This window comes from Paractinoplanes globisporus DSM 43857 (assembly GCF_000379645.1).
Taxonomy (GTDB): domain Bacteria; phylum Actinomycetota; class Actinomycetes; order Mycobacteriales; family Micromonosporaceae; genus Actinoplanes; species Actinoplanes globisporus.
The window spans coordinates 36498-62185 of the sequence record NZ_KB903332.1; the positions used below are offsets into that span (position 1 = coordinate 36498).

Annotated in this window: 26 protein-coding genes and 1 tRNA gene; 9 read left to right on the forward strand and 18 right to left on the reverse strand. The window is 70.9% G+C overall.

Translation table 11 applies throughout. From position 1 onward, the window contains the following. Window positions 1-117: 117 nt before the first annotated feature. The 5 genes from A3CQ_RS0140250 to A3CQ_RS0140270 form a co-directional block, all read right to left on the reverse strand. Complete coding sequence (locus tag A3CQ_RS0140250; RefSeq protein ID WP_020516641.1) at window positions 118-1218, reverse strand: bifunctional RNase H/acid phosphatase; 1101 nt, start codon at window positions 1216-1218, stop codon at window positions 118-120. Further along, entirely contained in the window at window positions 1215-1949 is a 735-nt protein-coding gene (locus tag A3CQ_RS0140255) for a zinc ribbon domain-containing protein (protein ID WP_020516642.1), read from the reverse strand. Before A3CQ_RS0140255 ends, A3CQ_RS0140250 begins: the two co-directional genes overlap by 4 nt. Beyond that, entirely contained in the window at window positions 1946-2800 is an 855-nt protein-coding gene (locus A3CQ_RS0140260; protein ID WP_026206751.1) for a Nif3-like dinuclear metal center hexameric protein, read from the reverse strand. The genes A3CQ_RS0140255 and A3CQ_RS0140260 overlap by 4 nt, the downstream gene beginning before the upstream one ends. A gap of 19 nt (window positions 2801-2819) precedes the next feature. After that, window positions 2820-3407 (reverse strand): flavoprotein, encoded by a 588-nt coding sequence (locus A3CQ_RS0140265; RefSeq protein ID WP_020516644.1) that lies wholly within the window; start codon window positions 3405-3407, stop codon window positions 2820-2822. Window positions 3408-3546: 139 nt separating this feature from the next. After that, window positions 3547-4773, reverse strand: a complete 1227-nt coding sequence (locus tag A3CQ_RS0140270; protein WP_020516645.1) for a helix-turn-helix domain-containing protein — start codon at window positions 4771-4773, stop codon at window positions 3547-3549. A 242-nt stretch (window positions 4774-5015) separates the two neighbouring features. Between A3CQ_RS0140270 and A3CQ_RS0140275 the strand changes: the two genes are divergently transcribed. Beyond that, window positions 5016-5705 carry a bifunctional DNA primase/polymerase gene (locus A3CQ_RS0140275; protein ID WP_020516646.1) on the forward strand — a complete coding sequence of 230 codons (690 nt, stop codon included), beginning with the start codon at window positions 5016-5018 and terminating at the stop codon, window positions 5703-5705. A 225-nt stretch (window positions 5706-5930) separates the two neighbouring features. On the opposite strand, the gene A3CQ_RS0140280 is transcribed toward A3CQ_RS0140275, so the two are convergent. Beyond that, on the reverse strand, window positions 5931-6512 hold the full coding sequence (locus tag A3CQ_RS0140280) for a helix-turn-helix domain-containing protein (protein WP_020516647.1): 582 nt from the start codon (window positions 6510-6512) through the stop codon (window positions 5931-5933). Beyond that, window positions 6509-7369, reverse strand: coding sequence for a hypothetical protein (locus tag A3CQ_RS0140285; RefSeq protein WP_020516648.1), 861 nt, complete (start codon window positions 7367-7369; stop codon window positions 6509-6511). Before A3CQ_RS0140285 ends, A3CQ_RS0140280 begins: the two co-directional genes overlap by 4 nt. 201 nt (window positions 7370-7570) lie before the next feature. Here A3CQ_RS0140285 and A3CQ_RS0140290 point away from each other — a divergent pair, with 201 nt between their 5' ends. After that, entirely contained in the window at window positions 7571-8101 is a 531-nt protein-coding gene (locus A3CQ_RS0140290; protein WP_020516649.1) for a hypothetical protein, read from the forward strand. Between the two features lie 49 nt (window positions 8102-8150). On the opposite strand, the gene A3CQ_RS0140295 is transcribed toward A3CQ_RS0140290, so the two are convergent. Then, a complete protein-coding gene (locus tag A3CQ_RS0140295; protein ID WP_026206752.1) occupies window positions 8151-8657 on the reverse strand; it encodes a ribonuclease FAU-1 family protein in 507 nt (168 codons plus the stop codon). 207 nt (window positions 8658-8864) lie between these two features. Here A3CQ_RS0140295 and A3CQ_RS63340 point away from each other — a divergent pair, with 207 nt between their 5' ends. Next, window positions 8865-9740: a DUF4352 domain-containing protein gene (locus tag A3CQ_RS63340; protein ID WP_245577563.1), complete on the forward strand. Its 876-nt coding sequence runs from the start codon at window positions 8865-8867 to the stop codon at window positions 9738-9740. Between the two features lie 108 nt (window positions 9741-9848). Here the strand turns inward: A3CQ_RS63340 and A3CQ_RS0140310 are convergent. From A3CQ_RS0140310 to A3CQ_RS0140325, 4 genes are all read right to left on the reverse strand, one after another. Next, a tRNA-Val gene (locus tag A3CQ_RS0140310) sits at window positions 9849-9920 on the reverse strand. A 55-nt stretch (window positions 9921-9975) separates the two neighbouring features. Continuing rightward, window positions 9976-10440, reverse strand: coding sequence for a peroxiredoxin (locus tag A3CQ_RS0140315; RefSeq protein WP_020516652.1), 465 nt, complete (start codon window positions 10438-10440; stop codon window positions 9976-9978). Between the two features lie 62 nt (window positions 10441-10502). Further along, window positions 10503-10934, reverse strand: coding sequence for a DUF3052 domain-containing protein (locus A3CQ_RS0140320; RefSeq protein WP_020516653.1), 432 nt, complete (start codon window positions 10932-10934; stop codon window positions 10503-10505). A gap of 96 nt (window positions 10935-11030) precedes the next feature. After that, window positions 11031-13280, reverse strand: a complete 2250-nt coding sequence (locus A3CQ_RS0140325; RefSeq protein WP_020516654.1) for a thiamine pyrophosphate-dependent enzyme — start codon at window positions 13278-13280, stop codon at window positions 11031-11033. A gap of 151 nt (window positions 13281-13431) precedes the next feature. Here A3CQ_RS0140325 and A3CQ_RS0140335 point away from each other — a divergent pair, with 151 nt between their 5' ends. Both A3CQ_RS0140335 and aceE read left to right on the forward strand, forming a co-directional pair. Next, window positions 13432-13836 carry a YjbQ family protein gene (locus tag A3CQ_RS0140335; protein WP_020516656.1) on the forward strand — a complete coding sequence of 135 codons (405 nt, stop codon included), beginning with the start codon at window positions 13432-13434 and terminating at the stop codon, window positions 13834-13836. A 169-nt stretch (window positions 13837-14005) separates the two neighbouring features. Next, window positions 14006-16744 (forward strand): pyruvate dehydrogenase (acetyl-transferring), homodimeric type, encoded by a 2739-nt coding sequence (gene aceE / locus A3CQ_RS0140340; protein ID WP_020516657.1) that lies wholly within the window; start codon window positions 14006-14008, stop codon window positions 16742-16744. Window positions 16745-16790: 46 nt separating this feature from the next. Here aceE and A3CQ_RS55755 read toward each other — a convergent pair whose 3' ends face one another. From A3CQ_RS55755 to A3CQ_RS0140355, 3 genes are read right to left on the reverse strand one after another with little or no spacing between them, the layout of a single operon-like run. Further along, window positions 16791-17246 (reverse strand): SRPBCC family protein, encoded by a 456-nt coding sequence (locus A3CQ_RS55755; protein WP_020516658.1) that lies wholly within the window; start codon window positions 17244-17246, stop codon window positions 16791-16793. Further along, window positions 17243-17578, reverse strand: coding sequence for an ArsR/SmtB family transcription factor (locus A3CQ_RS0140350; protein WP_020516659.1), 336 nt, complete (start codon window positions 17576-17578; stop codon window positions 17243-17245). The genes A3CQ_RS55755 and A3CQ_RS0140350 overlap by 4 nt, the downstream gene beginning before the upstream one ends. Before the next feature lie 12 nt (window positions 17579-17590). Next, window positions 17591-18124 carry a dihydrofolate reductase family protein gene (locus tag A3CQ_RS0140355; RefSeq protein ID WP_020516660.1) on the reverse strand — a complete coding sequence of 178 codons (534 nt, stop codon included), beginning with the start codon at window positions 18122-18124 and terminating at the stop codon, window positions 17591-17593. 119 nt (window positions 18125-18243) lie between these two features. Between A3CQ_RS0140355 and A3CQ_RS0140360 the strand changes: the two genes are divergently transcribed. The 3 genes from A3CQ_RS0140360 to A3CQ_RS0140370 all read left to right on the forward strand — a co-directional run bounded on the left by A3CQ_RS0140360 (window position 18244) and on the right by A3CQ_RS0140370 (window position 21919). Then, complete coding sequence (locus A3CQ_RS0140360) at window positions 18244-19485, forward strand: MFS transporter (protein ID WP_020516661.1); 1242 nt, start codon at window positions 18244-18246, stop codon at window positions 19483-19485. 13 nt (window positions 19486-19498) lie between these two features. Beyond that, window positions 19499-20905, forward strand: a complete 1407-nt coding sequence (gene gltX, locus A3CQ_RS0140365) for a glutamate--tRNA ligase (RefSeq protein WP_020516662.1) — start codon at window positions 19499-19501, stop codon at window positions 20903-20905. A gap of 369 nt (window positions 20906-21274) precedes the next feature. Next, a complete protein-coding gene (locus tag A3CQ_RS0140370) occupies window positions 21275-21919 on the forward strand; it encodes a hypothetical protein (RefSeq protein WP_245577565.1) in 645 nt (214 codons plus the stop codon). Between the two features lie 9 nt (window positions 21920-21928). On the opposite strand, the gene A3CQ_RS0140375 is transcribed toward A3CQ_RS0140370, so the two are convergent. From A3CQ_RS0140375 to A3CQ_RS0140385, 3 genes are read right to left on the reverse strand one after another with little or no spacing between them, the layout of a single operon-like run. Then, the gene (locus A3CQ_RS0140375) at window positions 21929-22699 is read right to left on the reverse strand and encodes a hypothetical protein (protein ID WP_020516664.1); all 771 of its coding nucleotides are present in this window, start codon (window positions 22697-22699) and stop codon (window positions 21929-21931) included. Next, window positions 22696-23172, reverse strand: a complete 477-nt coding sequence (locus tag A3CQ_RS55760; protein ID WP_020516665.1) for a sigma factor-like helix-turn-helix DNA-binding protein — start codon at window positions 23170-23172, stop codon at window positions 22696-22698. The genes A3CQ_RS0140375 and A3CQ_RS55760 overlap by 4 nt, the downstream gene beginning before the upstream one ends. Before the next feature lie 46 nt (window positions 23173-23218). Continuing rightward, a complete protein-coding gene (locus A3CQ_RS0140385; RefSeq protein ID WP_020516666.1) occupies window positions 23219-23776 on the reverse strand; it encodes a TetR/AcrR family transcriptional regulator in 558 nt (185 codons plus the stop codon). 634 nt (window positions 23777-24410) lie between these two features. On the opposite strand from A3CQ_RS0140385, the gene A3CQ_RS0140390 reads away from it, so the two are divergent. After that, window positions 24411-25607 (forward strand): PucR family transcriptional regulator, encoded by a 1197-nt coding sequence (locus tag A3CQ_RS0140390; protein WP_211216776.1) that lies wholly within the window; start codon window positions 24411-24413, stop codon window positions 25605-25607. Window positions 25608-25688: the final 81 nt, after the last annotated feature.

Consider the following 25688-nt stretch of genomic DNA (forward strand, 5'->3'; position numbering starts at 1 on the left):
CTGCACCCTTCCGGGATAGCCGCCGACCACATCGGCAGCATGTTTCCCATCAGTGCACCGCGTGCCGCCCGATCTGGCCTCATCCGTAAAGGGTTACTAAGAGCCCCCGGACGTGGCTCAGCGGAGGTGGGCGGTCTCGTTCACCGAGCGGACCGCGATGTTTCCGTCCGGCCAGACGTCCATCGTCGACACGCCCGCCGCGTCCAGGAAGAGGCGGTGCAGGAAGGAGTCCGACGCCGCGAGGGCGTCGCGCAGGATCAGCTTGATCGGGGAGACGTGCGAGACAATCACGATCACCCCGCCCGCGTACGACTTGAGCGCCGTCGCCAGCGCCGAACGAGTCCGCGTGGCCACGGCCTCGAACGACTCCCCGCCCGGCGGCGCCACCGACGTCGAGCCCAGCCAGGCCGCCATCTCGGCCGGCCAGCGCGCCTGCACCTCGGCGAAGGTCAGCCCCTCCCACTCGCCGAAGTCGCACTCGACCAGGTCGTCGACGACCGTGACCGGCACCCCGCCGACCTCGGCCGCGACCAGCTCGGCCGTCCGCACGCACCGGCTCAGCGGGGACGACAGCACGGCGGTGACGTCCCGTGAGATGCCCGCCACCCGGCCGCCGGCCGCCATGGCCTGCGCCTGGCCCTCGTCGGAGAGCGGCACGTCCCCGCGGCCGGAGTAGCGACCCTGCTTCGTCAGCGCCGTCTCGCCGTGCCGTACCAGGATGATCCGGGTGGCGTTCTCCAGCGAGTCCGGCGGTGCCCACGAACTGGGGGCGGCGGGAGCGACATCCTCCACCGGCGCCGTGGAGACCGGCTTGCCCTGTGCCTCGTCCATGGCCCGGTTCGCCAGCGCGTCGGCCGCCTTGTTCCGCTCCCGGGGGATCCACTCGAACGACACCCGCTCGAACCCGCTGACCAGCTCGGCCGCCCGGGCCGCGAGCGGCCGCAGTCCGGGGTGCTTGATCTGCCACCGGCCGGACATCTGCTCGATCACGAGCTTCGAGTCCATCCGTACGTCGACCTCGGTCGCCTTCAGCTGCGACGCGGCCGCGAGGCCCTCGATCAGCCCGGTGTACTCGGCCACGTTGTTCGTCGTGACGCCCAGCGATCCGTACCTCTCGAGAAGGATCTCTCCGGTCGGATGGGTCCGCACGACCGCGCCCCACCCGGCCGGCCCGGGGTTGCCCCGGGACCCGCCGTCGGCCTCGATCGCGACTCTCACAGCCCGGACTCCGCGGTGCGCACCATGATGCGCCGGCACTCCTCGCAGCGGACCACGTCGTCGGGGGCGGCCGCCTTCACTCGGGCGAGGTCGGCCCCGTACAGCTCGATGCGGCACCCGCCGCAGCGCCCGGACCGGAACAGAGCCGCGCCGAGCCCGGACTCCAGCCGGATCTTGTCGTAGAGCGCCACGAGGTCGCCCGGGAGGTCGGCGGCGAGTGGCCCGCGGCTGGAGGACTTGAACTCCTCCTCCTTGGCGATGTCGCCGAGCGTCTCGTCGCGCCGTTTCTCCGCCGCCGACCGCCGCTCGGCGGCCGCGGCGAGCCGCCCGCGCACCTCGGCCAGCGTCGCCTCGGCGGTCTCCTTCTGCTCCATCAGCTCGAGCTCGGAGTCCTCCAGCTCGGACTGCCGCCGGTTCAGCGTGGCCAGCTCGTGCTGCAGGCCCTCGATCTCCCGCACCGCGCCGCCCGCGTCGAGCCGTTTCTGGTCGCGCTCCTTGCGCAGCCGTACCTGCTCGATGTCCTTCTCGAAGCGGCTGATGTCACGGTCGAGGTCGTCGACGGCGACCTGGGCGCGGACCCGCTCGTCCTCCATCGCGCTGAGCTCCCGGGACACGGCGTCGATCTCGGCGAGCTCGGGCAACGACCGGCGCTTGTGCGCGAGCTGGGCGAGAGCGGTGTCAACTGCCTGCAGGTCGAGCAGGCGGCGTTGGTCTTCCGGGGAGGCCTTCACGGCTGGGTCTCCTTCTGCGAGGAACTGAAAGCATGGACCGTCCAGGGGTCGGTGTCCACATCGGACACCGCGACCTCGGCGCCGAACTCGCCGCGCAGCCAGTCGGCCACCTCGTCGAGCCACGGGCGCTCCGTCGCCCAATGGGCGACATCGAGCAGTGCCGGGCCACCCTCGGCGAGATGCTCACTGGCGGGGTGGTGGCGCAAATCCGAGCAGAGGTACGCGTCGACGCCCGCGTTCTTGGCGTCGGGCAGGAAAGCGTCGCCGGCGCCACCGCACACCGCCAGGGTACGGATCGTCCGGACGGGGTCACCGGCGGCCCGGATGCCGGCGGCGGTGCCCGGCAGGCGCACCGCGACGAAGCCGGTCAACTCGGCGAGGTCCATCGGCTCGGGCAGCTCGCCGATGCGGCCGATGCCACGCCCCTCCCCCGCGGCCGCACCGGTCGCGGGCACCAGCGGACGCAGGTCGACCAGCTCGAGCCGGCGGGCCAGCGCGTCCGAGACGCCCGGGTTGGCGACGTCGGCGTTGGTGTGCGCGGCGTAGAGCGCCACGTCGCCCCGGATCAGCCGGTGGATGATCCGGCCCTTGTACGTGTCGGGGGCGATCGACGAGACCGGTTTCAGCAGCAGCGGATGATGCGCCACGACCAGGTCGGCGCCCACGGTGAGCGCCTGGTCGACCGTCTCGGGGACGCAGTCGACCACGCAGAGCACCCGCCGCACGGGATGCGCGAGGTCGCCGAGCACCAGGCCCACCCGGTCCCAGGCCTCCGCCCAGTCCCGGGGGTACCGCCGGTCGAGCGCGTTGACCACGTCCAGGACGGTCGGTGGTGCGGCGTTGTCGGTCACGGCCGACAACTCTATCTGCCTAGACGACCGTGTCCGGCTCGACTCGGCTGCTCATCGTCACCGGATTGCTGACCGCCTGCAGCGCGCGCCGCCACGGGAACTGCCCGCGGAAGCGATCGGTCTGCCCGGGGCCGCCGAGCCGGCACACGTCGTCGCCGTACAGGACGTGCACGCCCCAGTCGCGGAGCTTGGCGAGGGACTCGTGCAGGCTCGGGTGCAGGGCCATGACCTTGTTCGTGTACGGGACGACGGCGGTCGGGACGCCGTAGCCGTAGCCCTCGACGAGCAGCCCGAGCACCAGCGTGTCGGTGATCCCGGCGGCCCACTTGTTCACCGTGTTGACCGTGGCCGGCGCGACGATCATCGCGTCCGCCTCGGGCAGCACGTCCGGGTCGCCGGGACTCTTGTAATAGGTCCGTACCGGGTGTCCGGTCTGCTTCTGCAGCGCGGCCACGTCGACGAACTTACGGCCGTCCGGCGTGGTGATCACGCAGACTTCCCAGCGTTCCTGCTGGGCCAGGTCGACCAGGATCCCGACGTCTCTGGCGATGGGCGAACCGCAGACCAGGATGTACAGGACGCCGGGCGGAGGGCTACCGGTGATCACAGGCAAACCCACCTCTGTGCCTGGCCTGCGTTCCGCGACTCGGCTCGTAGCCTCCCCGCTCCACGCAGTGCCGGCCTGCGTTCCGCGACTCGGCGATCATTCGCCGTCGTGGCCGGGGTCCGTAGCCTCCCCGCTCCACTCATACGCCGACTCCCATCTGCTCAGCCAGTTCCGCGATCGGAGCCGGCGGCGTGCCACGCGTACGGCGGAGCACGTCGGAAAGAACCTCGTGGGCGAGCGGGCGGCAGCGGATCTCGGACGGGGCGAGCCGGTCGCCCTCGAGGAGCATCTCGCTCGCCTTCTCGATGTTGCCGATCTGGGTGTAGCCGCGGGCGATGTCCAGGTAGTGGTGCGCCCGCCGCTCGGGCAGCAGCGCGTGGAATCCCACCAGGTCGATCTTCTCGTGGGTCTCCACCGCGGTGCGGCCGTCGCCCAGCTCGACCGCCGTGGCACAGCGATGCAGCTGCACATTGGTCGGGCCGAAGCTGGTCCAGTAGTGGTTGTAGTCGCCGCCGAGCTCGAACGACGCCTGCTCGGCGCCGCAGAGCAGGTCGCGCACGGTCGCGCTGTCGCCGATGCGCGCGGCCGCCATCGCGCCGTTGAGCAGCAGCATCCCGTACACCGAGAGGCGGTCGCCCTGGGCCGGGTCGCGGCTGGGCGCGAGCCGGTTCGCGATGTTGACGTTGACCTCGAGCGCGGGCCGCACCCGGCCGAGTGCGAGCAGCGCGCTGCCGACGCGGTAGCTGGCCAGGCCGGCCAGCAGCTGGTCGCCGGCCCGCTGCGAGACGGCGATCGAGCGGTCGGCGGCCAGCCAGGACAACTCGTGCTCGCCGACCTTGCGCAGCGCCGACGAGGCGATCTGGTACACCTGCCCGAGCAGGTGGGCCGCGTCCTTGGCCTCCGGGGTGCTGGCGTGCGCGCTGTCCGCGGCCTGCGCGTCGCGCAGCAGCTTGGGCAGGGTGCGCGCGAGCACGCCGTACTTGGCGTGCTGATAGGTCAGCCACGCGTGGCTGACCGCCTTGCGCATCTCGTTGAGCGGCGGCGAGTGCGGCACGGCCTGGAAGAACGCGCTCATCTGGTCATAGCGCTCCAGGGCCGCCCGGATCTCCTCGACCTCCACCTGGTCGATGCAGTTCTGTGTTTCCGGCCGGCGTTCCACGTCCTTGCCCAGCAGAAGCTGGACGTCGACCTGGAGCACGTCGGCGATCTCGTAGACGACGGAGAACTTGTCGAGCCGGCGGACCCCGCGCTCCACCTTGTCGACCCAGCTCTTGGATTTTCCCAGTCGATCAGCGAAGACCTGCTGGGACATCTTGCGTCGGCCGCGCCAGTAGGCGACGCGGCGGCCGATCGGCAGCTCGTCCACGGTGCCTCCCCCGACTCGCCGTGCGACCCCCGCCGGCGAGCCCTTGTGTCATCTGCAGTCTCGACCGCCCACCTGCGCGCTTGTCGCACAGCGTGTGTGATCGCCTGCTCACCGATGCTCGTAGTTTTCGTTGCAACTTGCAAAGGGTGAATCTGCCGAACCCAACGACGCGTGTCGCGCTTGGATACGGCTCCGGTGCCTGATATGGCCGCCGGTCCACCCAGATCGGGGGTTTTCGAACCATGCAGTGGAGCGCCAACCGGCCGTTCGTCCCACTTGCGCTTTCCGACGGATGGGACCGTGTACGGCTGCGCCGGCACGCCCTGCGCTATGCGGCGCACGGCTGGGCCGTGACGCCCGGGGCATGTCTGTCCGGCCATCGCTTCGCCTGCGGCCGGCCCGGCTGCCCGATCATGACCTGTCACCCGGCGCTGGAGTCCTGGGAGGACTCCGCGACGACCGACCCCGGCCGGGTGGCCGGGTGGTGGCGTCGCCGGCCGTACAGCGTGCTGCTGGCGACCGGCTGGAAGTTCGACGCGCTGGAGGTGCCGGCGGCGCTCGGGCTGCGCGTCCTCGGCACCGCGCGGTTGCACAGCGGCCTGCTCGGCGCCGGACGGGCGGCCGCACGCGGCCCGGTCGCGGTGACCGCGGCCGGGCGCTGGATGTTCCTGGTGCGGCCCGGTGAGCCGCTCCGCTCCGAATTGGATCACCGGCTGGACGTGGTGCGGCACGGCCGCGGCTCGTGGATCCCGGCCGCGCCCAGCCGGATGCTCGAGGGCCCGGTGCGCTGGGCTGTCCCGCCAGAGCTCACCGAGTGGCGGCTGCCCGATCCCGGCCCGGTGCAGCAGCTGCTCGTGGACGCCCTCGGCGCCGTGCGCGTGCCCCGCCTCACCGTGCCCCGGCAGATGTCGACCGCCCGCCGGGCGGCTTAGGTCCCGGTCTGAGAGCGAGAAAGTCCGACCGACCGCCGAATCGTTAGCGCTGGTAGCGGACGGTAACCGGGCATGGGCGGGGGCACGCATGTCGACACACAACGTAGTTGCATTCTTGGTGACGGTCGAGTCACACAAAGGATGGAATTCTCGGGGGCGCGGTGCGGGCACCCGCCCGCGGGGCTCACGCCCGGCCGGATCGAGGCCGCCCGGGACGCCCCGCCGCTACTGACTTTTCTTCGGCCGGGCGCGGACGTGCATGCGTGCGCCCTGCCGGTCGAAGATCGACAGGAACTCGACCGCCTCGCCGTTGGAGCTGCCGAACCAGTGCGGCACCCGGGTGTCGAACTCGGCGGCCTCCCCCGGCGGCAGCACCAGGTCGTGCGGGCCGAGGACCAGCCGCAGCTTGCCGCTGAGCACGTACAGCCACTCGTAGCCCTCGTGGGTCTTCGGGTCCGGTTCCGGGCGCTCGCCGGCTGCGATGATGTGCTTGAACGCCTGCGCGCCGCCCGGATTGCGGCTCAGCGGCAGGATGACCTGCCCGAATGCGGTGATCGGTCGGGCGTACACCCGGGGGTCGCCGGTCTGCGGCGCGCCGACCAGCTCGTCCAGCGGCACCCGGTGGGCCCGGGCGAGCGGCAGCAGCAGCTCGAGGGTGGCCTTGCGCTGTCCCGACTCGAGCCGGGACAGCGTGCTGACCGAGATCCCGGTGGTCTCGGCCAGCGACGCGAGCGTGATGCCCGACTTGCGGCGCAGCGCACGCAGCCGCGGACCGACCTCGCGCAGCACGTCGTCCGTTGCCGTCATGGCAACAATGATTCCCGTTCTGTCAACTCGCGATAGGCCGCGAGCACGGCCGACGTCCGATCGGCGAGCTCGGGGGCGGCGTCGGCCGGTGGCGCGCCGGCGGTCAGCCGGGCCAGCACCCGCTCGGCCTGTCGCGCGGTGGCGCCGATCCGCTGCTCCTGCAGGAACGACTCGCCGGCCAGGGCGGCCTCGTCGATCGCGCGCAGGATCCGGTTGGCCTGCTCCCCGGTGTCCAGCCACAGCCGTTCGGCGCGCTCCCGCTGCTCCGCCAGCGCGAGGACGGCCCGGCTGCCGGTGGGGAGGTCGTCCCCGCGTACGCCATCGAGGCCCGCACGAAGCCGGCGGATCTCCTGCCGCCGGACCAGCAACGTGGCCAGGTCGTCGAGGGCGTGGGTGAGCGCACGGTCGGCCGTGCCGGGATCGATCATGCCGGGCAGTCCCGGCCACGTGTGCCGCACCCGGCGGGCCATCCCGACGGCCCGGCCGAACGCCGCCCGTTCCTCCTGGGTGCGCAGCACGCGCGCGTCCGGTTCACGGGGAATCGCGAAACTCGTCCGCTGCGCTCGCCGTCGATCGACCCAGCCGGCCGCGCCCACCGCGCCGGCGATGACCACCGCGAGCAGCCAGGACGGCACGCCCGCCGCGAACAGCAGAGTGCCCGCGAGCAGCAGCGGAAGGCTCACCCGGGCGAGGAACGTCACGCGGACCTCGCGGCTTCGCCCGCTCGGCAGGACCGGCTGGCACTCGATCAGGCTTCCGGTCCGCCGCCGGCGGGCGCGTCCGGTCCGGGTCTTCAGGGTGTACGCCGACACGACCGTCTTCTCGGCATCCGCGCCGATGTGCAGTTCCGCCCCCACCGGGCCTCCCATCGCGGATCGCCGGGCGGGCGCGGTCGCCGAGGGGACACCGACCGCCGCCCGCCCACCAGCGGGACCTCCCGCGGGCAACCTGACGAATCGGCCCCCGGACCGGCCCGCTTGAAGGTTCTCGCGGGTGCGAGCGGGTTGCCCGGCCGCAAGGCCCCAAAAACTGTCAGAGGGCAACCCTAAGGTCACCCCATGAATGACACCGCACTCCGCACGTCCCCCATCACCCTCGACCGGCGACTCGTGATCGGCGAGACGGATTACCAGGTCACCGCCTTCCCGACCGACGACCACCGCATCGATCTGTGCATCGTCTCCAGCGACGGCGACGGCCAGGTGGTGAGCGAGATCAGCGGCGGGCTCTCCCCCTCCGACCTGGTCGGCATCACCGACGTGCTCACCTCGACGCTCTCCGGCCTGATCGCGATGACCCAGCCGCCGCTCTCGGCCCGGGCCGACCCACCGCCCGAGCGCCGCGGCCGCCACCCCAACCAGGGCACCCGCTGGACCGAGGTGGACGACGACCGCCTGCTCAGCCGCTATCGCGAGGGCGCGCGCCCACGCGACCTGATGGCCGAGTTCGGCCGCAGCAGCGGCGGCATCCGGTCCCGCCTGGAGCATCTCGGCGTGCTCGAGCCGGGCGGCCCGTGGCGCCCGGCGGCCACCCCACCGGCCCCCGCCGGCACTCCCGACCCGGCGGTCCCACCGCCCCCGCCCTCCTGACCGCCCGACCGCCGGCCGGCGGCCCGTGACGCCCGCCGGCCGGCGCCTGTCACACGAGCGCGAGCCATTTGCGGTAATGCTCGGCGAACGGCTCCTCGTCGCCGCTCAGCGCCGCCCGCAGCTCGGCGGCCCCGCGGAGTGCGCCCTCGACGATCGCGTCCGGGTACCCGAGCGAGACCCGGTGCTCCTCGAACTCGTCCTCGTCCTCCACCTCGACCCGGCCGTCGGCCCGGTACCGCACGAGGTCGATGTCGAGGTCGACGACGGTGAGCTCGGCCGGCCCGGTCCACTCGGCCGGGGTCGTGACGTCGCAGTACATGTCGCGCACGTCCGGCTCGGCCAGGCACATAGCCATCCACCAGCCGTCCACCGGGATGAGCCGCACCGCGTCGGCCCGCGTAAGCCCCGTCGGCCGCGTGCCGTAGTGATAACTGACCACGCTCCCACGAGGCGTGGCGATCCAGGTGCCATACGAGTCCTCACCGAGCAACCGCCCGGTAACCTGCCGATGCGGCCGCCCGTCAAACTTCCGCAAAACAAGATCGACCGCCGTCACGAGGCGAGGCTACCCCGATCAATCAGACCGAACAGCCCCACCCACCCGACCGCGAGGTAAAGCCCCGACGAACCCCAGGCAATCACGGATAGCGAGAGGGCCAACACAGAGGGTGGCGATCTCGACGGTTTCGAACCTTCAACCCGTCGGCAGCCGGACCGATCAAACCTCCCGACCGAAACGCCCTCCCGCGACGGACGGAGATCCATGACTGCCGAATCGAACATGAACGCCGACGGGCAGCAGCCCCACGTGCCCACGCACCAAGCGCCCCCGGAGGCAGCCGGCGCCCATGATCAGCAGTCGTTCTCGTACGGCCCGCCGCCACAGCAGTACGAGCAGGCGTACGCCGCGCCTACGCCGCACGAGCCGGCCTACGGTCCGCCCGCACCGCACCAGCCCTGGCCGCAGTACCAGGCCCAGCCCGGCTATCCCTACGGTCAGCAGCCGCCGCCGATGGCCGGCCCACCGGCCCAGTACCCGCCCGGTGGCTATCCGCCGCCGCCCCCGCCGTACGGCCCACCTCCGATGGCTCCGCCGAAGAAGAAATCCAAGGCGTTGCTGGTTCTCGGCATCTCCGCGGCGGTCGTCTTCGGCCTCTGCGGACTCGGTGCGGTCGTGAGCACCGCCGGCGACGGGTCGTCCACCACCGGCTCCACCAGCACGGGCGGCACGAAGGCGAAGACGGTGGCGATGAACACCGCGGCCCGCGACGGCAAGTTCGAGTTCACGGTCGACGACATGGACTGCTCCCAGACCACGCTCGGCGGCCAGTACCTGAACAAGCAGGCGCAGGGAAAGTTCTGTGTGATCACCGTGTCCGTGCGGAACATCGGCGACGAGGCGCAGACCTTCGACGGCGGCAACCAGAAGGCGTTCGACGCCACCGGCACCCAGTACGAGAACGACGGCGCCGCCGAGATGTACGCCAACGACGACGCGGAGACGTTCCTCAACGACATCAACCCCGGCAACAGCGTCACCGGAAAGATCGTCTTCGACGTCCCCACCTCCACGACACTCACCCAGGTGGAACTGCACGACTCCATCTGGTCCGGCGGCGTGAAGGTCGCTCTCCAGTAAGGTCCCGACGACCCGGCCGCGGGGCTTCCGGGAGCTCGGCCCCCGGAGCAGACATGACGAGGCCCTCCCGTCCGCGAAATGCGCGGACCGGAGGGCCTCAGGGTCTCGTGGGCGCGGCAGGTTTCGAACCTGCGACCCCTCGCTTGTAAGGCGAGTGCTCTCCCGCTGAGCTACGCGCCCGGTGCGGTTCGCCGCGGGGCGGCGTGACCGGAGTGGTCATCGTACCTTGCGGCTGTCAGGCCTTAAGCGCGGCGATGGCAGCTTGCCAGGCCTGCTGGTTGCGGCTCTCGCCGGGGCCGGCCTCCTCGGCGAAGCGGATCACGCCGGCCGGGTCGATGAGGAAGGTGCCGCGGTTGGCGAAGCCGGCCTCGTCGTTGAAAACCGCGTAGCGCCGGGCCACCTCACCGTGCGGCCAGAAGTCGGCCAGGAGGGGGAACTCGAAGCCCTCCTGCAGGGACCAGATCTTGTGGCTGTAGGTCGAGTCGACGCTGACCGCCAACACCTGGACAGATTTATTCGCATAAAGCCCGATATTGTCGCGGATCTCGGTTAACTCGCCCTGACACGTGCCGGTGAACGTCAGCGGGTAGAAGACCAGCAGGACGGCCTTGCGATCGTGGAAGTCACGCAGGCGTACCACCTGATTGTTCTGATCTTTGAGGGCGAAATCGGGGGCCGGCGAACCCACGGCGAGCGGCATGCGCACATGCTAACCGGACCGGCGCCCGCGGACGCCGGCCGGCACGACAGAGGCGACGCGAGCTACTTCTTCTTGGCACCCCTGGGGGAGACGAGCCGGGCACCCGTCCAGTCCTTGCCGGCGTTCACCGTCGAGGTCTGCTGCAGGCCCGCCGTGGGGGCGGACTCGCTGATCTCGCTGGGCTCGACGTGGCCGTCACGGCCGGCCTTCGGGGTCAGCAGCCACACCACGCCATTGTCGGCGAGGGGGCCGAGGGCATCGGTGAGCAGCTCGAACAGGTCACCGTCACCGTCGCGATACCACAACAGCACCGCGTCGACGACTTCGTCGGTGTCTTCGTCGACCAACTCTCCGACGCGTTCGGTCAGGGCGTCACGGAGGTCTTCGTCGACGTCGTCGTCGTAGCCCATCTCCATGACCACCATGTTCGGCTCGAAGCCGAACCGGTCCGCCAGGCTGCGTACGCCGTCGGCCTGACCAGCGGTCGCGCTCACTGTCTAAGTCCTCCTAGCCGTTAAATTGCCGAAACCTTGGGGTAGTCCACACACTTGCGGCCCCGCGCGCAAGTGGCGCACCGAGTGTGTGGGAATTTACCGCGCCAGCAGGGCATGGGCACCCTGTGTGATGGCATCCTCCCCCACGAGCACATGCTGCGCGGCCGGACCGAGCGGAATCAGCGAGTCGGCCGAGGCTATCCGCCGGGCCGAGCCCACGAATCCGCCGTCCACCAGGGCGGCCAGGACGCCCTCGCCGACACCGCCGGAGCGCCGGGTCTCGTCGACGATCAGCACCCGCCCGGTGGCGGCCGCCTCGCGCACGAGATCGGCCGTCGGCAAGGGGCTCAGCCAGCGCAGATCGACCACGCGCGACCCGTACCCCTGCTCGGCCAGCCGCGCCGCCACGCGCAGTGACATCCGCAGCCCGTTGCCGAAGGTGACGATCGTCAGATCGGCCGCGTTGCCCACGGGATAGGTGCGCGCCCGGCCGATCGGGGCGTGCTGACCCGACCACTCGCCGGGCGCCGCATAGGGCGCCAGCCACTCGTTGTCACCCTGCTCGTAGAGGTCGCGGGTGTGGTAGAGCGCGATCGGCTCGAGGAAGACGCAGACCGTGCCGTCCGCCGCGGCCGACGCCAGGCTGGTGCGCAGCATGGGCGCCGCGTCGGAGGGCCGGGCCGGCACCGCGAGGACCACGCCGGGGATGTCGCGCAGCACGGCGACCGAGTTGTCGTTGTGGAAGTGGCCGCCGAAGGCCTGCTGGTAGGCCAGGCCCTGGATCCGGACGACCATGGGATTCTTGTACGCCCCCTGGGAGAAGAACGACAGCGTGGCGGCCTCGCCGCGGATCTGGTCCTCCGCGTTGTGCAGGTAGGCCAGGTACTGGATCTCGGGGACCGGCAGCAGGCCGTCGACGCCGGCGCCGAGCGCGAGCCCGAGGATCGTGGTCTCGTCGAGCAGCGTGTCGAAGACCCGGTCGGCGGTGAAGCGCTCCTGCAGCCTTTTCGTGACGCCGTAGACGCCTCCCTTGCGGGCCACGTCCTCCCCGAAGATCAGCATGCCGGGGTTGGTGAGCATGGCGTCGGTGAGTGTCGCGTTGATCGTCTGGGCGAGCGTGAGCGGGCCGGACTGCTCGGGCAGCTTGCCGTCGAAGGAGCGCAGCCGGGCCGCCGCGCCGGGTCCGGCCGCGCGGGTGGCGGCCTCGGTGATCTCGTGGGCGACGCGCAGCGGGCGGCGCGGGGCGAGCGGGGCGACGACCTCGGCGACGCCGGCCAGCTTGGGCTCGCCGAGCACCTCCTCGGCGACCTTGCGGACCTGCCAGCCGATCTCGTCGTACCGGGCGACGACCTCCTCCGGCGTCATCAGGCCGGCGGCGACCAGCAGCCGCGCGGTGCCGACCAGCGGGTCGCGCTCGAGGTCGCGGTTGATCTCCTCGGTGGAGCGGTAGCCGACCTCGGCGTCCGCGCCGGCGTGGCCCATGAGCCGGACCATCGACAGGTGCAGGATCGCGGGGCGCCGCTCGCGCCGGACGAAGCCGGCCGCCTCGACCGCCGCGTCGTGCACGGAGGCCAGGTCGCAGCCGTCCGCCGAGGTGTAGCGGACGCCGGGGCGGGTGGAGAGCATCGCGGCGAGCCAGCCGTCGGGCGAGGGCACGCTGATGCCCAGGCCGTTGTCCTCACAGATCAAGAGCAGCGGCAGCCGTACGCCGGAATGCTCGAACCAGCCGGCGGAGTTCAACGCGGCCGTGGCCGACGCGTGGTTGGCCGAGGCATCGCCGAAGGAGGCGACCGCGATGGCGTCGGCGGGCCAGCGCCGCTGCCCGGCCCGCGGGCGAGCCAGCGACCAGGCGAGACCGACCGCTCGCGGCAGATGCGAGGCGACGGTCGAGGTGGTCGGGATGATGTGCAGGTCGGCGCTGCCGAGGACCTTGTGCCGGCCGCCCGCGATCGGCTCGTTGGCCGAGGCCACGACGCCGCGCAGCACGTCGCGGGCGGCGTCGCCGATGCTCTTGGCCCGGGCGCAGAAGAACGCGGCCGAGCGGTAGTGCAGCAGGGCGGGATCGGTGGGCAGCAGCGCGGCGGCGACGGCCGCGTTTCCCTCGTGGCCGGAGGATCCGATGGTGTAGAAGCCCTCGTTGAAGCTGCGCAACCACCGGGCGGCCAGGTCGAGATGGCGGCTGGCGAGCTGCGCGTCGAACAGTTCCTGGGCGCGGGCGCCGGTGAGCAGGGCACCGTCGCGGACGGCGTCGGCCGGCGCGCGACGCGCGCCGGGGTCGGGCAGCGCGGACACCGCGTCGCGGAAACGCTCGTCGAGGTTCTGCGGGGTGGTCACGCGACCCAGCATTGCCGACCCGGGCCACCGCTGCCACCGCCTGTGCTCTACTCAAAACATGATCATGCGTACGGTGGTGGTCCGGCTCGGACTGGCCGTGCTCTGGGTGAGCTGCACCGCGGCCCTGTTCCTGGCCCTCGATCTGTACACATAGGCTCGCCGGATGCGTACCGAAGTGATCACCGTGCGGACCGGCGGGTCACCCGTGGTCCGGGACATCACGGCCGAGGCCGAGGCGTTCGTGCGGTCCGAAGCGGACGGGCTGCTGCACGTCTTCGTCCCGCACGCCACGGCCGGGCTGGCCATCATCGAGACCGGGGCCGGCTCGGACGACGACCTGCTCGCGGCGATCGACGAGCTGCTGCCGGCCGAGGACCGCTGGCGGCACCGGCACGGCACGCGCGGGCACGGCCGCGACCACGTGCTGCCGGCCTGGATCCCGCCGTACGCGACACTCCCCGTGATCGGCGGCAAAATCGCGCTCGGCACCTGGCAGTCGATCTGTCTCGTCGATACCAACGGTGACAATCCGACCCGGCAGGTTCGCTTCAGTTTCCTGCCCGGCTGAGAGCTCGGTTACAGCAAAACAAAGTTACTGGTCAGTACGTGTGTCCCGGATCGCGGACACCTCGGGTAGGCGTGACGATGCCCACCGCGAGGGTGGAGGATGGAGACCTATCCGAGCGACCCACACAATGGGTCGCCCGGTTTCCGACACCCGACCAAGAGGATTGCCTGTGGCCACGGAGCGCAAGCGCCCGGTAATCAGCGATGGACTGCCGAGCCAGCTTCCCGACATCGACCCCGAGGAAACCAACGAGTGGGTCGAGTCGCTCGACGGAGTCATCGACGAACGCGGCGCCAAGAGAGCCCGTTACATCATGTTGCGCCTGCTCGAGCGGGCCCGGGAGCGACAGGTCGGCGTTCCGCCACTGACCTCCACGGATTACATCAACACGATCCCGCCGGAGCAGGAACCCTGGTTCCCCGGTGACGAGTTCGTCGAGCGCCGCATCCGGGCGTACATCCGGTGGAACGCGGCCATGCTCGTGCACCGCGCGCAGCGACCCGAGATCGGCGTCGGCGGCCACATCTCGACCTACGCGTCGAGCGCCAGCCTCTACGAGGTCGGCATGAACCACTTCTTCCGCGGCAAGGACCACCCGGGCGGCGGCGACCACATCTTCTTCCAGGGGCACGCCTCCCCCGGCATGTACGCGCGCGCCTTCCTCGAGGGCCGGCTGAGCGCCAACCAGCTGGACGGCTTCCGGCAGGAACTGTCGCACCCCGGTGGCGCCCTCCCGTCGTACCCGCATCCGCGTCTGATGCCGAACTTCTGGGAGTTCCCGACGGTCAGCATGGGCCTCGGCCCGCTGAACGCGATCTACCAGGCCCGGTACAACCGCTACCTGCAGAACCGCGGCATCAAGGACACCAGTCAGCAGCACGTCTGGGCGTTCCTCGGCGACGGCGAGATGGACGAGGTCGAGTCGCTCGGCGCGATCGGCCTGGCCGCCCGCGAGGAACTCGACAACCTCACCTTCGTGATCAACTGCAACCTCCAGCGCCTCGACGGCCCGGTCCGCGGCAACGGCAAGGTGATCCAGGAACTCGAGTCGTTCTTCCGCGGCGCCGGCTGGAACGTGATCAAGGTGATCTGGGGCCGCGAGTGGGACCCGCTGCTCGCCGCCGACACCGACGGCGCCCTGGTCAACCTCATGAACGTGACGCCCGACGGTGACTACCAGACATACAAGGGCGAGTCCGGGGCGTACGTGCGGGAGAACTTCTTCGGCCGTGATCCGCGCACCCGCAAGCTGGTCGAGGGCATGTCCGACGACGAGGTATGGAACCTCAAGCGCGGCGGCCACGACTACCGCAAGCTCTACGCGGCGTACAAGGCGGCTCTCGAGCACACCGGCCAGCCCACCGTGATCCTCGCCAAGACGATCAAGGGCTGGACGCTCGGCTCGCACTTCGAGGCCCGCAACGCCACCCACCAGATGAAGAAGCTGACCCTGGACGACCTCAAGGGCTTCCGGGACCGCCTCTACCTGGACATCAGCGACAAGCAGCTGGAGGAAAACCCGTACCTCCCGCCGTACTACCACCCGGGCGACAAGTCCGACGAGATGCAGTACATGCTCGAGCGGCGCCGCGAGCTGGGCGGTTTCGTGCCGTCCCGGCGTACCACGCACAAGTCGCTGGCGATCCCGGACGCGAAGGCGTTCGCTGACGTCAAGCGGGGCAGCGGCAAGCAGAAGGTCGCGACCACCATGGCCTTCGTCCGGCTCCTCAAGGACCTGATGAAGGACAAGGACTTCGGGGCGCGCTGGGTGCCGATCATTCCGGACGAGGCACGCACGTTCGGCATGGATTCACTTTTCCCGACCAAGAAGATCTACTCGCCGCACGGGCAGACCTACACCTCGGTCGACCGGGAGCTGTTCCTGTCGTACAAGGAGGCGATCAACGGCCAGATCCTGCACGAGGGGATCAACGAGGCCGGGTCGACGGCGAGCTTCATCGCGGCCGGCACCTCGTACGCCACGCACGACGAGCCGATGATCCCGCTGTACATCTTCTACTCGATGTTCGGCTTCCAGCGGACCGCCGACGAGCTGTGGGCGGCCGCCGACCAGATGACCCGGGGCTTCCTGCTCGGCGCCACCGCGGGCCGCACCACGCTGAACGGCGAGGGCCTGCAGCACGAGGACGGCCACTCGCTGCTCATCGCGGCGACCAACCCGGCCGTGGTGGCCTACGACCCGGCGTACGCGTTCGAGATCGCGCACATCGTGGAGAACGGCCTGCACCGCATGTACGGCGAGAAGCAGGAGAACATCTTCTACTACCTCACCGTGTACAACGAGCCGATCGTCCAGCCGGCCGAGCCGGCGGAAGTCGACGTGGAGGGCCTGCTCAAGGGCATCTACCGGTACAGGGCGGCGCCCGAGACCAACGGGCCGAAGGCGCAGATCCTGGCGTCGGGCACCGGCATGGGCTGGGCGCTCAAGGCGCAGGAACTGCTCGCCCAGGACTGGGGCGTGGCCGCCGACGTCTGGTCGGTGACCTCGTGGACCGAGCTGCGGCGCGACGCCGTCGAGGCCGAGGAGCACAACCTGCTCAACCCGGGCGACCAGCCCCGCAAGCCGTACGTCCAGCAGAAGCTGGAGGGCACCGAGGGTCCGGCCGTCGCGGTCAGCGACTTCATGCGGGCCGTGCCCGACCTCATCGCCCGCTGGGTGCCGAACGACTACACGTCCCTGGGCACCGACGGCTTCGGCATGAGCGACACCCGGCACGCGCTGCGGCGCCACTTCCACGTGGACGCCGAGTCGGTGGCGGTGGCCACGCTGCGCCAGCTGGCGCTGCGCGGCAAGGTCCCGATGCACGTGCCGGCCGAGGCCGCCAAGAAGTACGCGATCGACGACGTCTCCGCCGCCCCGGTCGGCGAGACCGGCGGCGACAGCTAGTCAACGGCCGGAGAGCCCCATCATCCGATGGGGCTCTCCGGCGACTTCACGGCCTGAGTCTCAGGTGCGCCCGCAGCTTGTCGTACTGCTGATCGGTGCCCTGGCGCATGAAGGGCTCGATGGCGTCGGTCGTCCAGCCGGCGTAGTGGTTGGTCATCTCGGTGCGGCCGTCGCCGAGGTCGCGCAGCGTGATGGTGACCCGGCCGGCGCCCAGGCCCCGGTCGGCGTCCCACTCGAACTCGAGCACCGACGGCTCGTCCACCCTGGTGTAGCGCATGTCCGACGGGAACGCGGCGCCGTTCTCGTCGGACACCATGGTCACCCGGAAGACACCGCCGGGGCGTACGTCGAGATCGACGGTTTCCCGCGGCGTGTGCATGCGCGCCGGACCCCACCACACCGCCACCTGGTCGGGCTCGGTCCAGGCGCGCCAGACCAGCTCTCGGGGCGCGTCGAAGATCCGGACGAACTCGATCTCGCGGAATGTCATCTCGTCGCTCACGGCGGCGGTCCCTTCATCAGCGACTTCAGGTGGGCGTCGAGCCGGTCGAGGCTCGGGTCCCAGAACTGGCGGTAGCGGCTCATCCACTCGGTGGCCTCGCGCAGCGGCTCGGCCTCGAGTGTGCAGGGCCGCCACTGGGCCTGTCGGCCGCGCGAGATGAGGCCGGCTCGCTCGAGCACCTTGAGGTGCTTGGAGATCGCCGGGAGGGTCAGCGCGAACGGCTCGGCGATCTCGTTGACGGTAGCCGGGCCGTCGGCCAGGCGGGCGATGATGGCGCGGCGGGTCGGGTCGGCCAGCGCCGCGAAGACGACACTCAGCTGATCCGTGGCCACGTCGACTCCTGGTTACGCGGGGATGTAGGTGACGACCTCGACACCGGTCGCGGTCTTCCACGTGTCGGTCAGCTTCAACGCGATCTTGGTGCCGTCGTCCCAGAGCTTGCGGCCCTCGCCCTGCACGACCGGGAAGATCATGATGCGGTACTCGTCGATGAGGTTGTGCTTGGTCAGGTAGTTGACCAGCGAGGCGCTGCCGTTGATCAGCAGGTTGCCCGGCTCGGTCTTGAGCTTGGCCACCGCGTCGGCGACCTCGCCCTGGATGAAGGTCGCGTTCCACTCCGCCTCGGTGAGCGAGGTGGTGGCGACGTGCTTGGGCATCGAGTTCATCTTCACCCCGAAGAAGCCGGTCTCGGCCTCCATCTGCGGCCAGGCGGCCTTGAAGCCCTCGTAGGTCTTGCGGCCGAGCAGCAGCGCATCGGCCTCCTCGAGGTTGCGCGCCTGCCAGGCGCTCAGCTCGTCGTTGAAGTACGGCCCGCTCCAGGCCGGCTCCTCGAAAACGCCGTCCAGTGTCGTGTACTCGACGGCTACGACCTTGCCCATCTCGCCACCTCCGTGTTTTACCTATCGGTTAATTAGCTGATCGGTAAATTACGCGAGCGAACGCCTCTCGTCAAGCTGTCTGACATTCCGTATCCTCAGCGCTACGGAGAGGAGGCTCGATGGCCGTCACTCAGGGAGCACCCGCGCTCGCCGAGCCCGTCGTCCCGGTCCGGCGCGCCTGGATCGGCCTGCTCTTCGCCGCGAACCTCGGTCTCTGGATGGCCCTCTACACACCCCTGCAGGTGCTGCTGCCCGAGCAGATCGAGGACCTCGGGGTCGGCCACAAGGAGATCTGGCTCGGCATCGTCACGGGCATCGGCGCGATCGTCGCCGTCGTGGTCAACCCGCTGGCCGGCATGCTCTCCGACCGCACGCGGCCGCGCCTGTTCGGCCGGCAGCTGGGCCGGCGCCACATCTGGACCGCCGGCGGCGCGGCCCTCGGCTTCCTCTCGCTGCTCAGCCTCGCGGTCGCGCCGGGCCTGTTCTGGGTCACCGTGGGCTGGGCGCTCGCCAACGTGGGCCTCAACATCATGCTGTCCACGCTGACCGCGGCCGTTCCCGACCGGGTCCCGGTCGACCAGCGCGGCCTGGTCTCCGGCTGGATCGGCATGCCGGTGGCCCTGGGCCTGGTGCTCGGCGCGATCCTGGTCACCGTGGTGGTCACCACCCCGTCGCCGGGCTATCTGATCATCGCGATCGCCATGCTGCTGCTGGTCGCGCCGTTCGTCCTGCGCACGCCCGACGACGCGCTCGGCGACGTGGTCGTCCCCCGGATGAGATTCCGGCTCGACCTGCGCGGCAACCCCGATTTCGCCTGGGCCTGGATCACCCGGTTCCTGGTCATGCTCGGCAACGCGCTCGGCACGCTCTACCTGCTCTACTTCCTCACCGACGCGGTCAAGCTCGACGACCCCGACACCGGCCTGCTCTACCTGATCCTGCTGTACACGGTCGGCATGATCGGCACGGCCATGCTCGGCGGCTGGCTCTCCGACCGGGTCGGCAAGCGCAAGATCTTCGTGATCTGGTCGGGGGTGCTCATCGCGATCGCCGCGACCCTGCTGGCCATCTGGCCCACCTGGCCGGTCGCCATGGTCGCGTCGGTGCTGTTCGGCGCGGGCTTCGGCGTCTACCTGGCGGTCGACACCGCGCTGGTCACCCAGGTGCTGCCGGCCGCCACCGACCGCGCGAAGGACCTGGGCGTCATCAACATCGCCCCCTCGGCATCCCAGGCGCTCGGCCCGGTCCTGGCCGCGCCCGTGGTGGCCTACCTGGGCGGTTACCCGACGCTCTTCATCCTCACCGCGCTGACGACCCTGGCCGGAGCGGTGGCCGTGGTGAAAATCCGTTCAGTGCCCTAGGTACCCTTGACCGGTGACTGTTCGCGTACGTTTCGCCCCGTCCCCGACCGGCAGTTTCCACGTCGGCGGCGCCCGCTCCGCGCTGCAGAACTGGATCTATGCCCACCAGCACGACGGCGTCTTCGTGCTCCGCATCGAGGACACCGACGCCGCCCGTAACCGTCCCGAGTGGACCGAGGGCATCCTCGCCGCGCTCGACTGGATCGGCATCGAGCGGGGCAGTTACGAAGGACCCTATTACCAGTCGTCCTACGCGGCCGACCACACCGCCGCCGCCACCCGGCTGTTCGGCGAGGGCAAGGCGTACCACTGCGACTGCAAGCGCGAGGACGTCATCGCCCGCACCGGGAACCAGCACACCGGCTACGACGGCTTCTGCCGCGACCGGGGCCTCGGCCCGGGCGAGGGCCGCGCGCTGCGCTTCCGCACCCCCGACGAGGGCGAGACCGTCGTGGAGGACCTCGTTCGTGGCAAGCCCACGTTCGAGAACCGCCTGATCGAGGACTTCGTCATCGCCCGCGCCGACGGCTCGCCGCTGTTCCTGCTAGCCAACGTCGTGGACGACATGACCATGGGGATCACCCACGTGATCCGGGCCGAGGAGCACCTGCCCAACACGCCCAAGCAGCAGATGCTGTGGGAAGCGCTGGGCCACACCCCGCCGGTCTGGGCGCACGTCCCGGTCATCGTCAACGAGAAACGGCAGAAACTGTCGAAGCGCCGCGACAAGGTCGCCCTGGAGTCGTACCGCGACGAGGGCTACCTGGCCGCCGCCATGAAGAACTACCTGATGCTGCTCGGCTGGGCGCCGTCCGGCGACCGTGAGATCGTGCCCTGGTCGGTGATCGAGACCGAGTACCGCCTCGAGGACGTCAGCCACGCCTCCGCGTTCTTCGACATCAAGAAGCTGCGGGCGTTCAACGGCGACTACATCCGCGCGCTCGCGCCCGACGAGTTCGCGGCGGTCTGCGCGCCCTGGCTGACCGGCACCGACACCATTCCGGCCCCGCCCTGGGCCCCGGCCGCCTTCGACACCGAGGTCTTCACCGCCGTCGCGCCATTGGCGCAGACCCGCATTCAGGTGTTGTCCGAAATCGTCGACTACGTCGATTTCTTCTTCCTCGACGAGCCGGTGCGCGACGAGGCCTCCTGGGCCAAGGCGATGAAGGGCGACGCCGCCGAGATCCTCGACGCGACCGTCGCCGCTTTCGAGGCGCTCGAGGTGTGGGCGGCCGAGCCGCTGAAGGCCGCGCTCGAGGAGGTGGGCCTGGCCCGCGAGCTCAAGCTCGGCAAGACCCAGGCGCCGGTCCGGGTCGCGGTGACCGGGCGCTCGGTGGGCCTTCCGCTCTTCGAGTCCATCGAGGTTCTGGGTCGCGAGCGCACGCTGCATCGCTTGCGCTCCGCGCGGGCTTCTCTCTGACACCCCGATTGGCGTACGAGGTGAGCTGGCTCACCTCGTGCGCGTTGCACGTGTCGCCTATTTTTTCGCCTTTAACGTATTCGCCACTCATCGCGCCATCGCTTGCCGTCGTTCCGGTAACGAAAACCGCTGAGCGGGTGACCGTGCCCCCTAGAGCTTGCTTCGAGTCGGTACTATTCGGCCGCTGATCAACGGCCGTTGTCGTCGCGTCGGTCATCCCCAGATGGCTCCAATTCGTCCGGCTTGAGATGCGCCCGGGCGTTCGTCCGGGGAGGCTGAAGGGGCCTCGGCCGTGCCGCGATGCACGACGCGGCGCGCGAAGCCATGTCCACCACGGGGCGGGAGGCCGGGACGATGGTTCGAGGGGCGATGACACGTTTGTTGTCGGCGGCGGGGGCGCTGGCCGTCGCCGCCGCACTCACGTTCGGGGCCGCCCCGGCGGCACAGGCCGCACCGAAAGCTCCCGCCAAGCCGACCAGCATCCAGATCAAGGGTGGCGAGGTCCCGGGCACGCTCATCGTCGAGCCCTCCGACGGCGCCCGGCTGTTCGACACGCTGCTGGCCGAGGTCAACTGGATGTCCACGGCCCGGCCACAGACGACGGCGCCCAAGGCCAACAAGCTCGGTCCGAAATACACGGTGACCGTGCTGGTCAAGACGGCCCCGCAGCAGGTCTACGACCTGTACCCGGAGGCTGCCGGCGGCCCGCGCGCGCACCGCGCGTCCGCCCAGCCGGGCCGGAGGGTGGCCGACGGCTGGTTCTACGGCCGGCTCACCATGTCCGAGACGCTGCGGCTCAGCGGCGTCCCGCTCAAGGCCAAACCCGACGTGATCAACGGCGGCATCGGCGGCGGCGTGGGTGAGAATATCCAGGTCGACGACATCGACCCCATCGCCGGCGTGAACAGCTTCCTGGCCCGCATGCGCGACCTGCTGCTGCTGAACGGCGCGGTCCTGATCGTGATCCTGTTCGGCCTGGCCGGCATCGCCTTCCTGATCCGCCGCCGGGTCTAGCCGGCGGCTCTAGTCGCTGCCGTCCGGCACCGGCACCTTGAAGGCCGGGCACGCGCCCGACGACGGCCCGAAGCAGTCCTCGCTCGAGCCGAAGGCGTCGAACAGCCGCCGGTCGGTGGCGATCTTCTGCACCTGGGCGCCGGTCAGTCCGGGCTTGCCGCCCGCGGCGTCGTCGGCGCCGCGCTCCCCGGTGGCCATCACGGCGACCGTGCGGCCGTCGGTGATGTGCCGGGCGATCGTCTGGTGCACCTGCCAGTCGGGATCCTTCTCGTCGTCGTAGCGGACGTACTCGACGCCGGCCGGCGCCCACTCGGTGCGGGCGCACTTGCCCGGGGCGGCCAGCACCGGGAAACAGAGGTCCTCGGCGACGTGGTAGACGGCGACCTCGATCGTGCCGCGCGGCCGCCCGGCGCTGTCGGTCACCGAGTACTGCCGCCACCCGCTGCCCCGCTCGGGCGGCCGCGGAGAGATGCGCAGCTTGGCGTCGGCGATCGGGGCGATCAGCGCGAGCACCGGGTCGGCCACGGCCGAGGGTCGCGCCGCGGCGTACGAGGCGGCCGGGGCGGGAGCGGAGGTGTCGGCGCCCGGCATCAGAGTGACGGTCAGCGCGTACCCGGTAGCGGCGATCACCGCGACCACCGCGGCACCGGAGCCGATCAGGGCCTGGAGGCGCCGGCGGCGCATCCGGTCGGCACGGCGGAAGATCTCGTCGATCTCGTCGCCGATCACGGGCTCGCCGTCGAGGACGTGCTCGAGGAGCTGGTTCAGCCGCGTCGTCATCCGGCCAGCGCCGTCCGCGAGTCCTCGATCAGCCGCTCGAGGGCGGCCAGCCCGGCCCGCTCGTAGGCGTCGACCCGCTCGTCGTCGAGGTCGAGCATCGCGCCGACGGCGTCCACCTCGAAGCCGTCCCAGTGCCGCAGCACCAGCACGGCCCGGCAGCGGGGCGCGAGCTTGTGCAGCGCGTCGAGGACCAGGATGGACTCGGCCGCGACGCCCTCGGCTCCGGCCGCGGCCACGAAGACGTGCTCCCGGCGGCGGTTCCGGCGGCGGCAGGCCTCCATGAGATCCGCGTACGCGTAGACGTCCGGGTCGGCGACCGCGCCGCGCCGGGAGTCGGCCACCACCCGGGCCAGGCAGGCCTCGGTGAGCTCGGTGGCCAGGTCCCAGTCGCCGCACATGAGGAACGCCGACCGGCGCAGGCTCGGGAGGCGGCTGGTCACGTAGTCGCGCAGACCATCATCGTCGCCGGACATAGTCCCTTTATAGGAAAATATGTCCATTCGCAGGGACGAACGGGGATCAGGTCGCCCGGACGGAGACCTCCACGAGGCGTACGAGATCGGCCAGGTCCGCCTCGAACTCGCGGTCCCCCTCTGTCTCGCAGGCCGGGGCGGCCGGGAGGCCGCCGGTGAGCTCGCCGGTCACGTAGCCCAGCAGGAAAGCGCAGATCATCCGGGCCAACCGGGGAATCCGGTCGGCGGGCACGCCCGCGTCGTGCAGGATGCCACGCAGCGCCGCGGTCAGCCAGGAGGCCGACGCACCGGCCGCCGAGCGGTTCAGCAGCAGCGGGAAGGCGCCCGGGTGGGCGTACGCGACCTGGCGGACGGATCGGCCGAGCGCGTGCAGCCGCCGGCGCCAGTCGTTGCCCTCGCCCTCGCACAGGGCCGAGCCCAGCTCCTGGTGCAACAGGTCGACCAGCCCGTCGAGCAGCGCGTCCTTGCCGCCCACGTAGGGGTAGAGCGCCATCGAGGTCAGCCCGACCCGCTCGGCCACGGCACGCATCGACATGGCGGCCAGGCCGCGCTCGTCGACGAGCGCGAGCGCCTGGTCCAGGATCAGCCGTCTCTTGTCGTCCACGACCTCACCGTGTCCGGAGCGCGGCCCGCTTCGGCCGGGGCGCGCCGGGCGGCTCGCCCGACCGGGTGAGTCTTCAGTCCGGTCAAGGGTGGTGGCGGGGCGGTCGGATGGGGAGTCTTCAGCACCAGCGACCGGGAGGTCGTCCCCGGCCGGCCGCTCGGCGACGCGGCCGCACCGCGCCGTGCAGATGGCCTCCCGCCCAGCCACGCAAGTCCGTACGGCAGCCCATGCGGCTCGGTCCTGGCTCCGGCTCGTCCTCGACGGGAGCGGCCAGAGGAGGTGTGTCCTCGAGCGCTGGATCGATGTCGGCGCGCAGCGGTCCGTCTTCTCGTTCCGTCATCTCGCCTCCCCAACCTTCACGCGGTGTTACATCGGCGCAGCGCGGCCCGGCTTTACCTTCCGGCGGGGTGAGCCGGGCAACGCTAATGCGACACCATGCCAGGTCACCGACCGAAATCGCGGGAGGGGCGCACCGCTACTCCGACAAATACCCCAAATCGTCATATAAGTCCCGAGCATTTTTCACATATGCCCCGTGACCTGCGGTCTACGGTCGTGCCGGACGGATCGGCCGTTGAGGGACGGAACGGTTCCGGACCGGGCTTTCGTGACGGCGCGTGGCAGGCTGTGGTGCGTGGCAGAGAGCGTGCGATCCACCGGGACGGCCAAACCGCCGCTCGCCGCCACTCTGCGCCGCATCGAGCGCGCGGCCGGATCGCTCGCCAGTTCCGCCATGGGCCGGATGGACGAGACCCTCCCCTGGTTCCGCGCTCTGCCCGCCGACCAGCGCTCCTGGGTCGGCCTGGTCGCCCAGGCCGGCGTCCGCTCGCTGGTCGAGTGGCTGCGCTCCGGCGGCACGATCGCGGAGACCACCCAGGAGATCTCCGACGAGGTCTTCGCGGCCGCTCCCCGCGCGCTGGCCCGGTCGATCACGCTGACCCAGGCGGTCCAGCTGATCAAGGTGACCATCGACGTCGCCGAGTCCGAGGTACGCAACCTGGCCGCGGCCGGCGAGGAGGAGGCGCTGCTGCAGGCCATCCTCCGGTACTCCCGCGAGATCGCCTTCTCGGCCGCGCGGGTCTACGCCCGGGCCGCCGAGTCGCGCGGGGCCTGGGACGCCCGCCTGCAGGCCATGCTCGTCGACGCCCTGCTGCGCGGCGACTCCTCGGACGTGCTCGCCAGCCGGGCCGCCGCGCTGGGCTGGGCGGACGCGCCACCGGTCGCCGTGGTCGTCGGCCGGTCGCCGGGCGGCGAGATCACCTCGGTGCTGCACGCCGTCTATCGCGCCGCCCGCCGCGCCCGGCTCGAGGTGATCGGCGGCGTGCACGGCGACCGGCTCGTGGTGGTGATGGGCGGGGTGACCGACCCGACCGCGAGCGCCGCCGCGCTCGCCGCCAGCTTCGGCGAGGGGCCGGTCGTGGTCGGCCCGGCCGTGCCGTCGCTCGACCAGGCCACCGAGTCGGCCCGGGCCGCGCTGGCCGGGTTCCGCGCGGCCGGCGCCTGGCCCGGCGTGCCCAACCCGGTGGCCGCCGACGACCTGCTGCCCGAGCGCGCGCTGGCCGGCGACATGGCGGCCCGGCGCGCGCTGCGGCACGACGTGTACGGCGCGCTGAGCCGGGCCGGCGGCGGCCTGCTCGAGACCCTGGACGCGTTCTTCGCCGCCGGCGGGGTACTGGAGAGTGCGGCCCGCGAGCTCTACGTGCACCCCAACACGGTGCGGTACCGGCTCAAACGGGTCGCCGAGGTGACCGGGCTGTCCCCGCTCGACGGCCGGGACGCGTTCGCGCTCCGGCTCGCCATGACCATCGGGCGCCTCGACCCTGCGACGTAAATCACCGAGCACTCGTTCAGGTCTCGGCCTGGTACAAATGGGGCTTAAGTGGGACTGCTTTGTAGGATCCCTACAACGGTG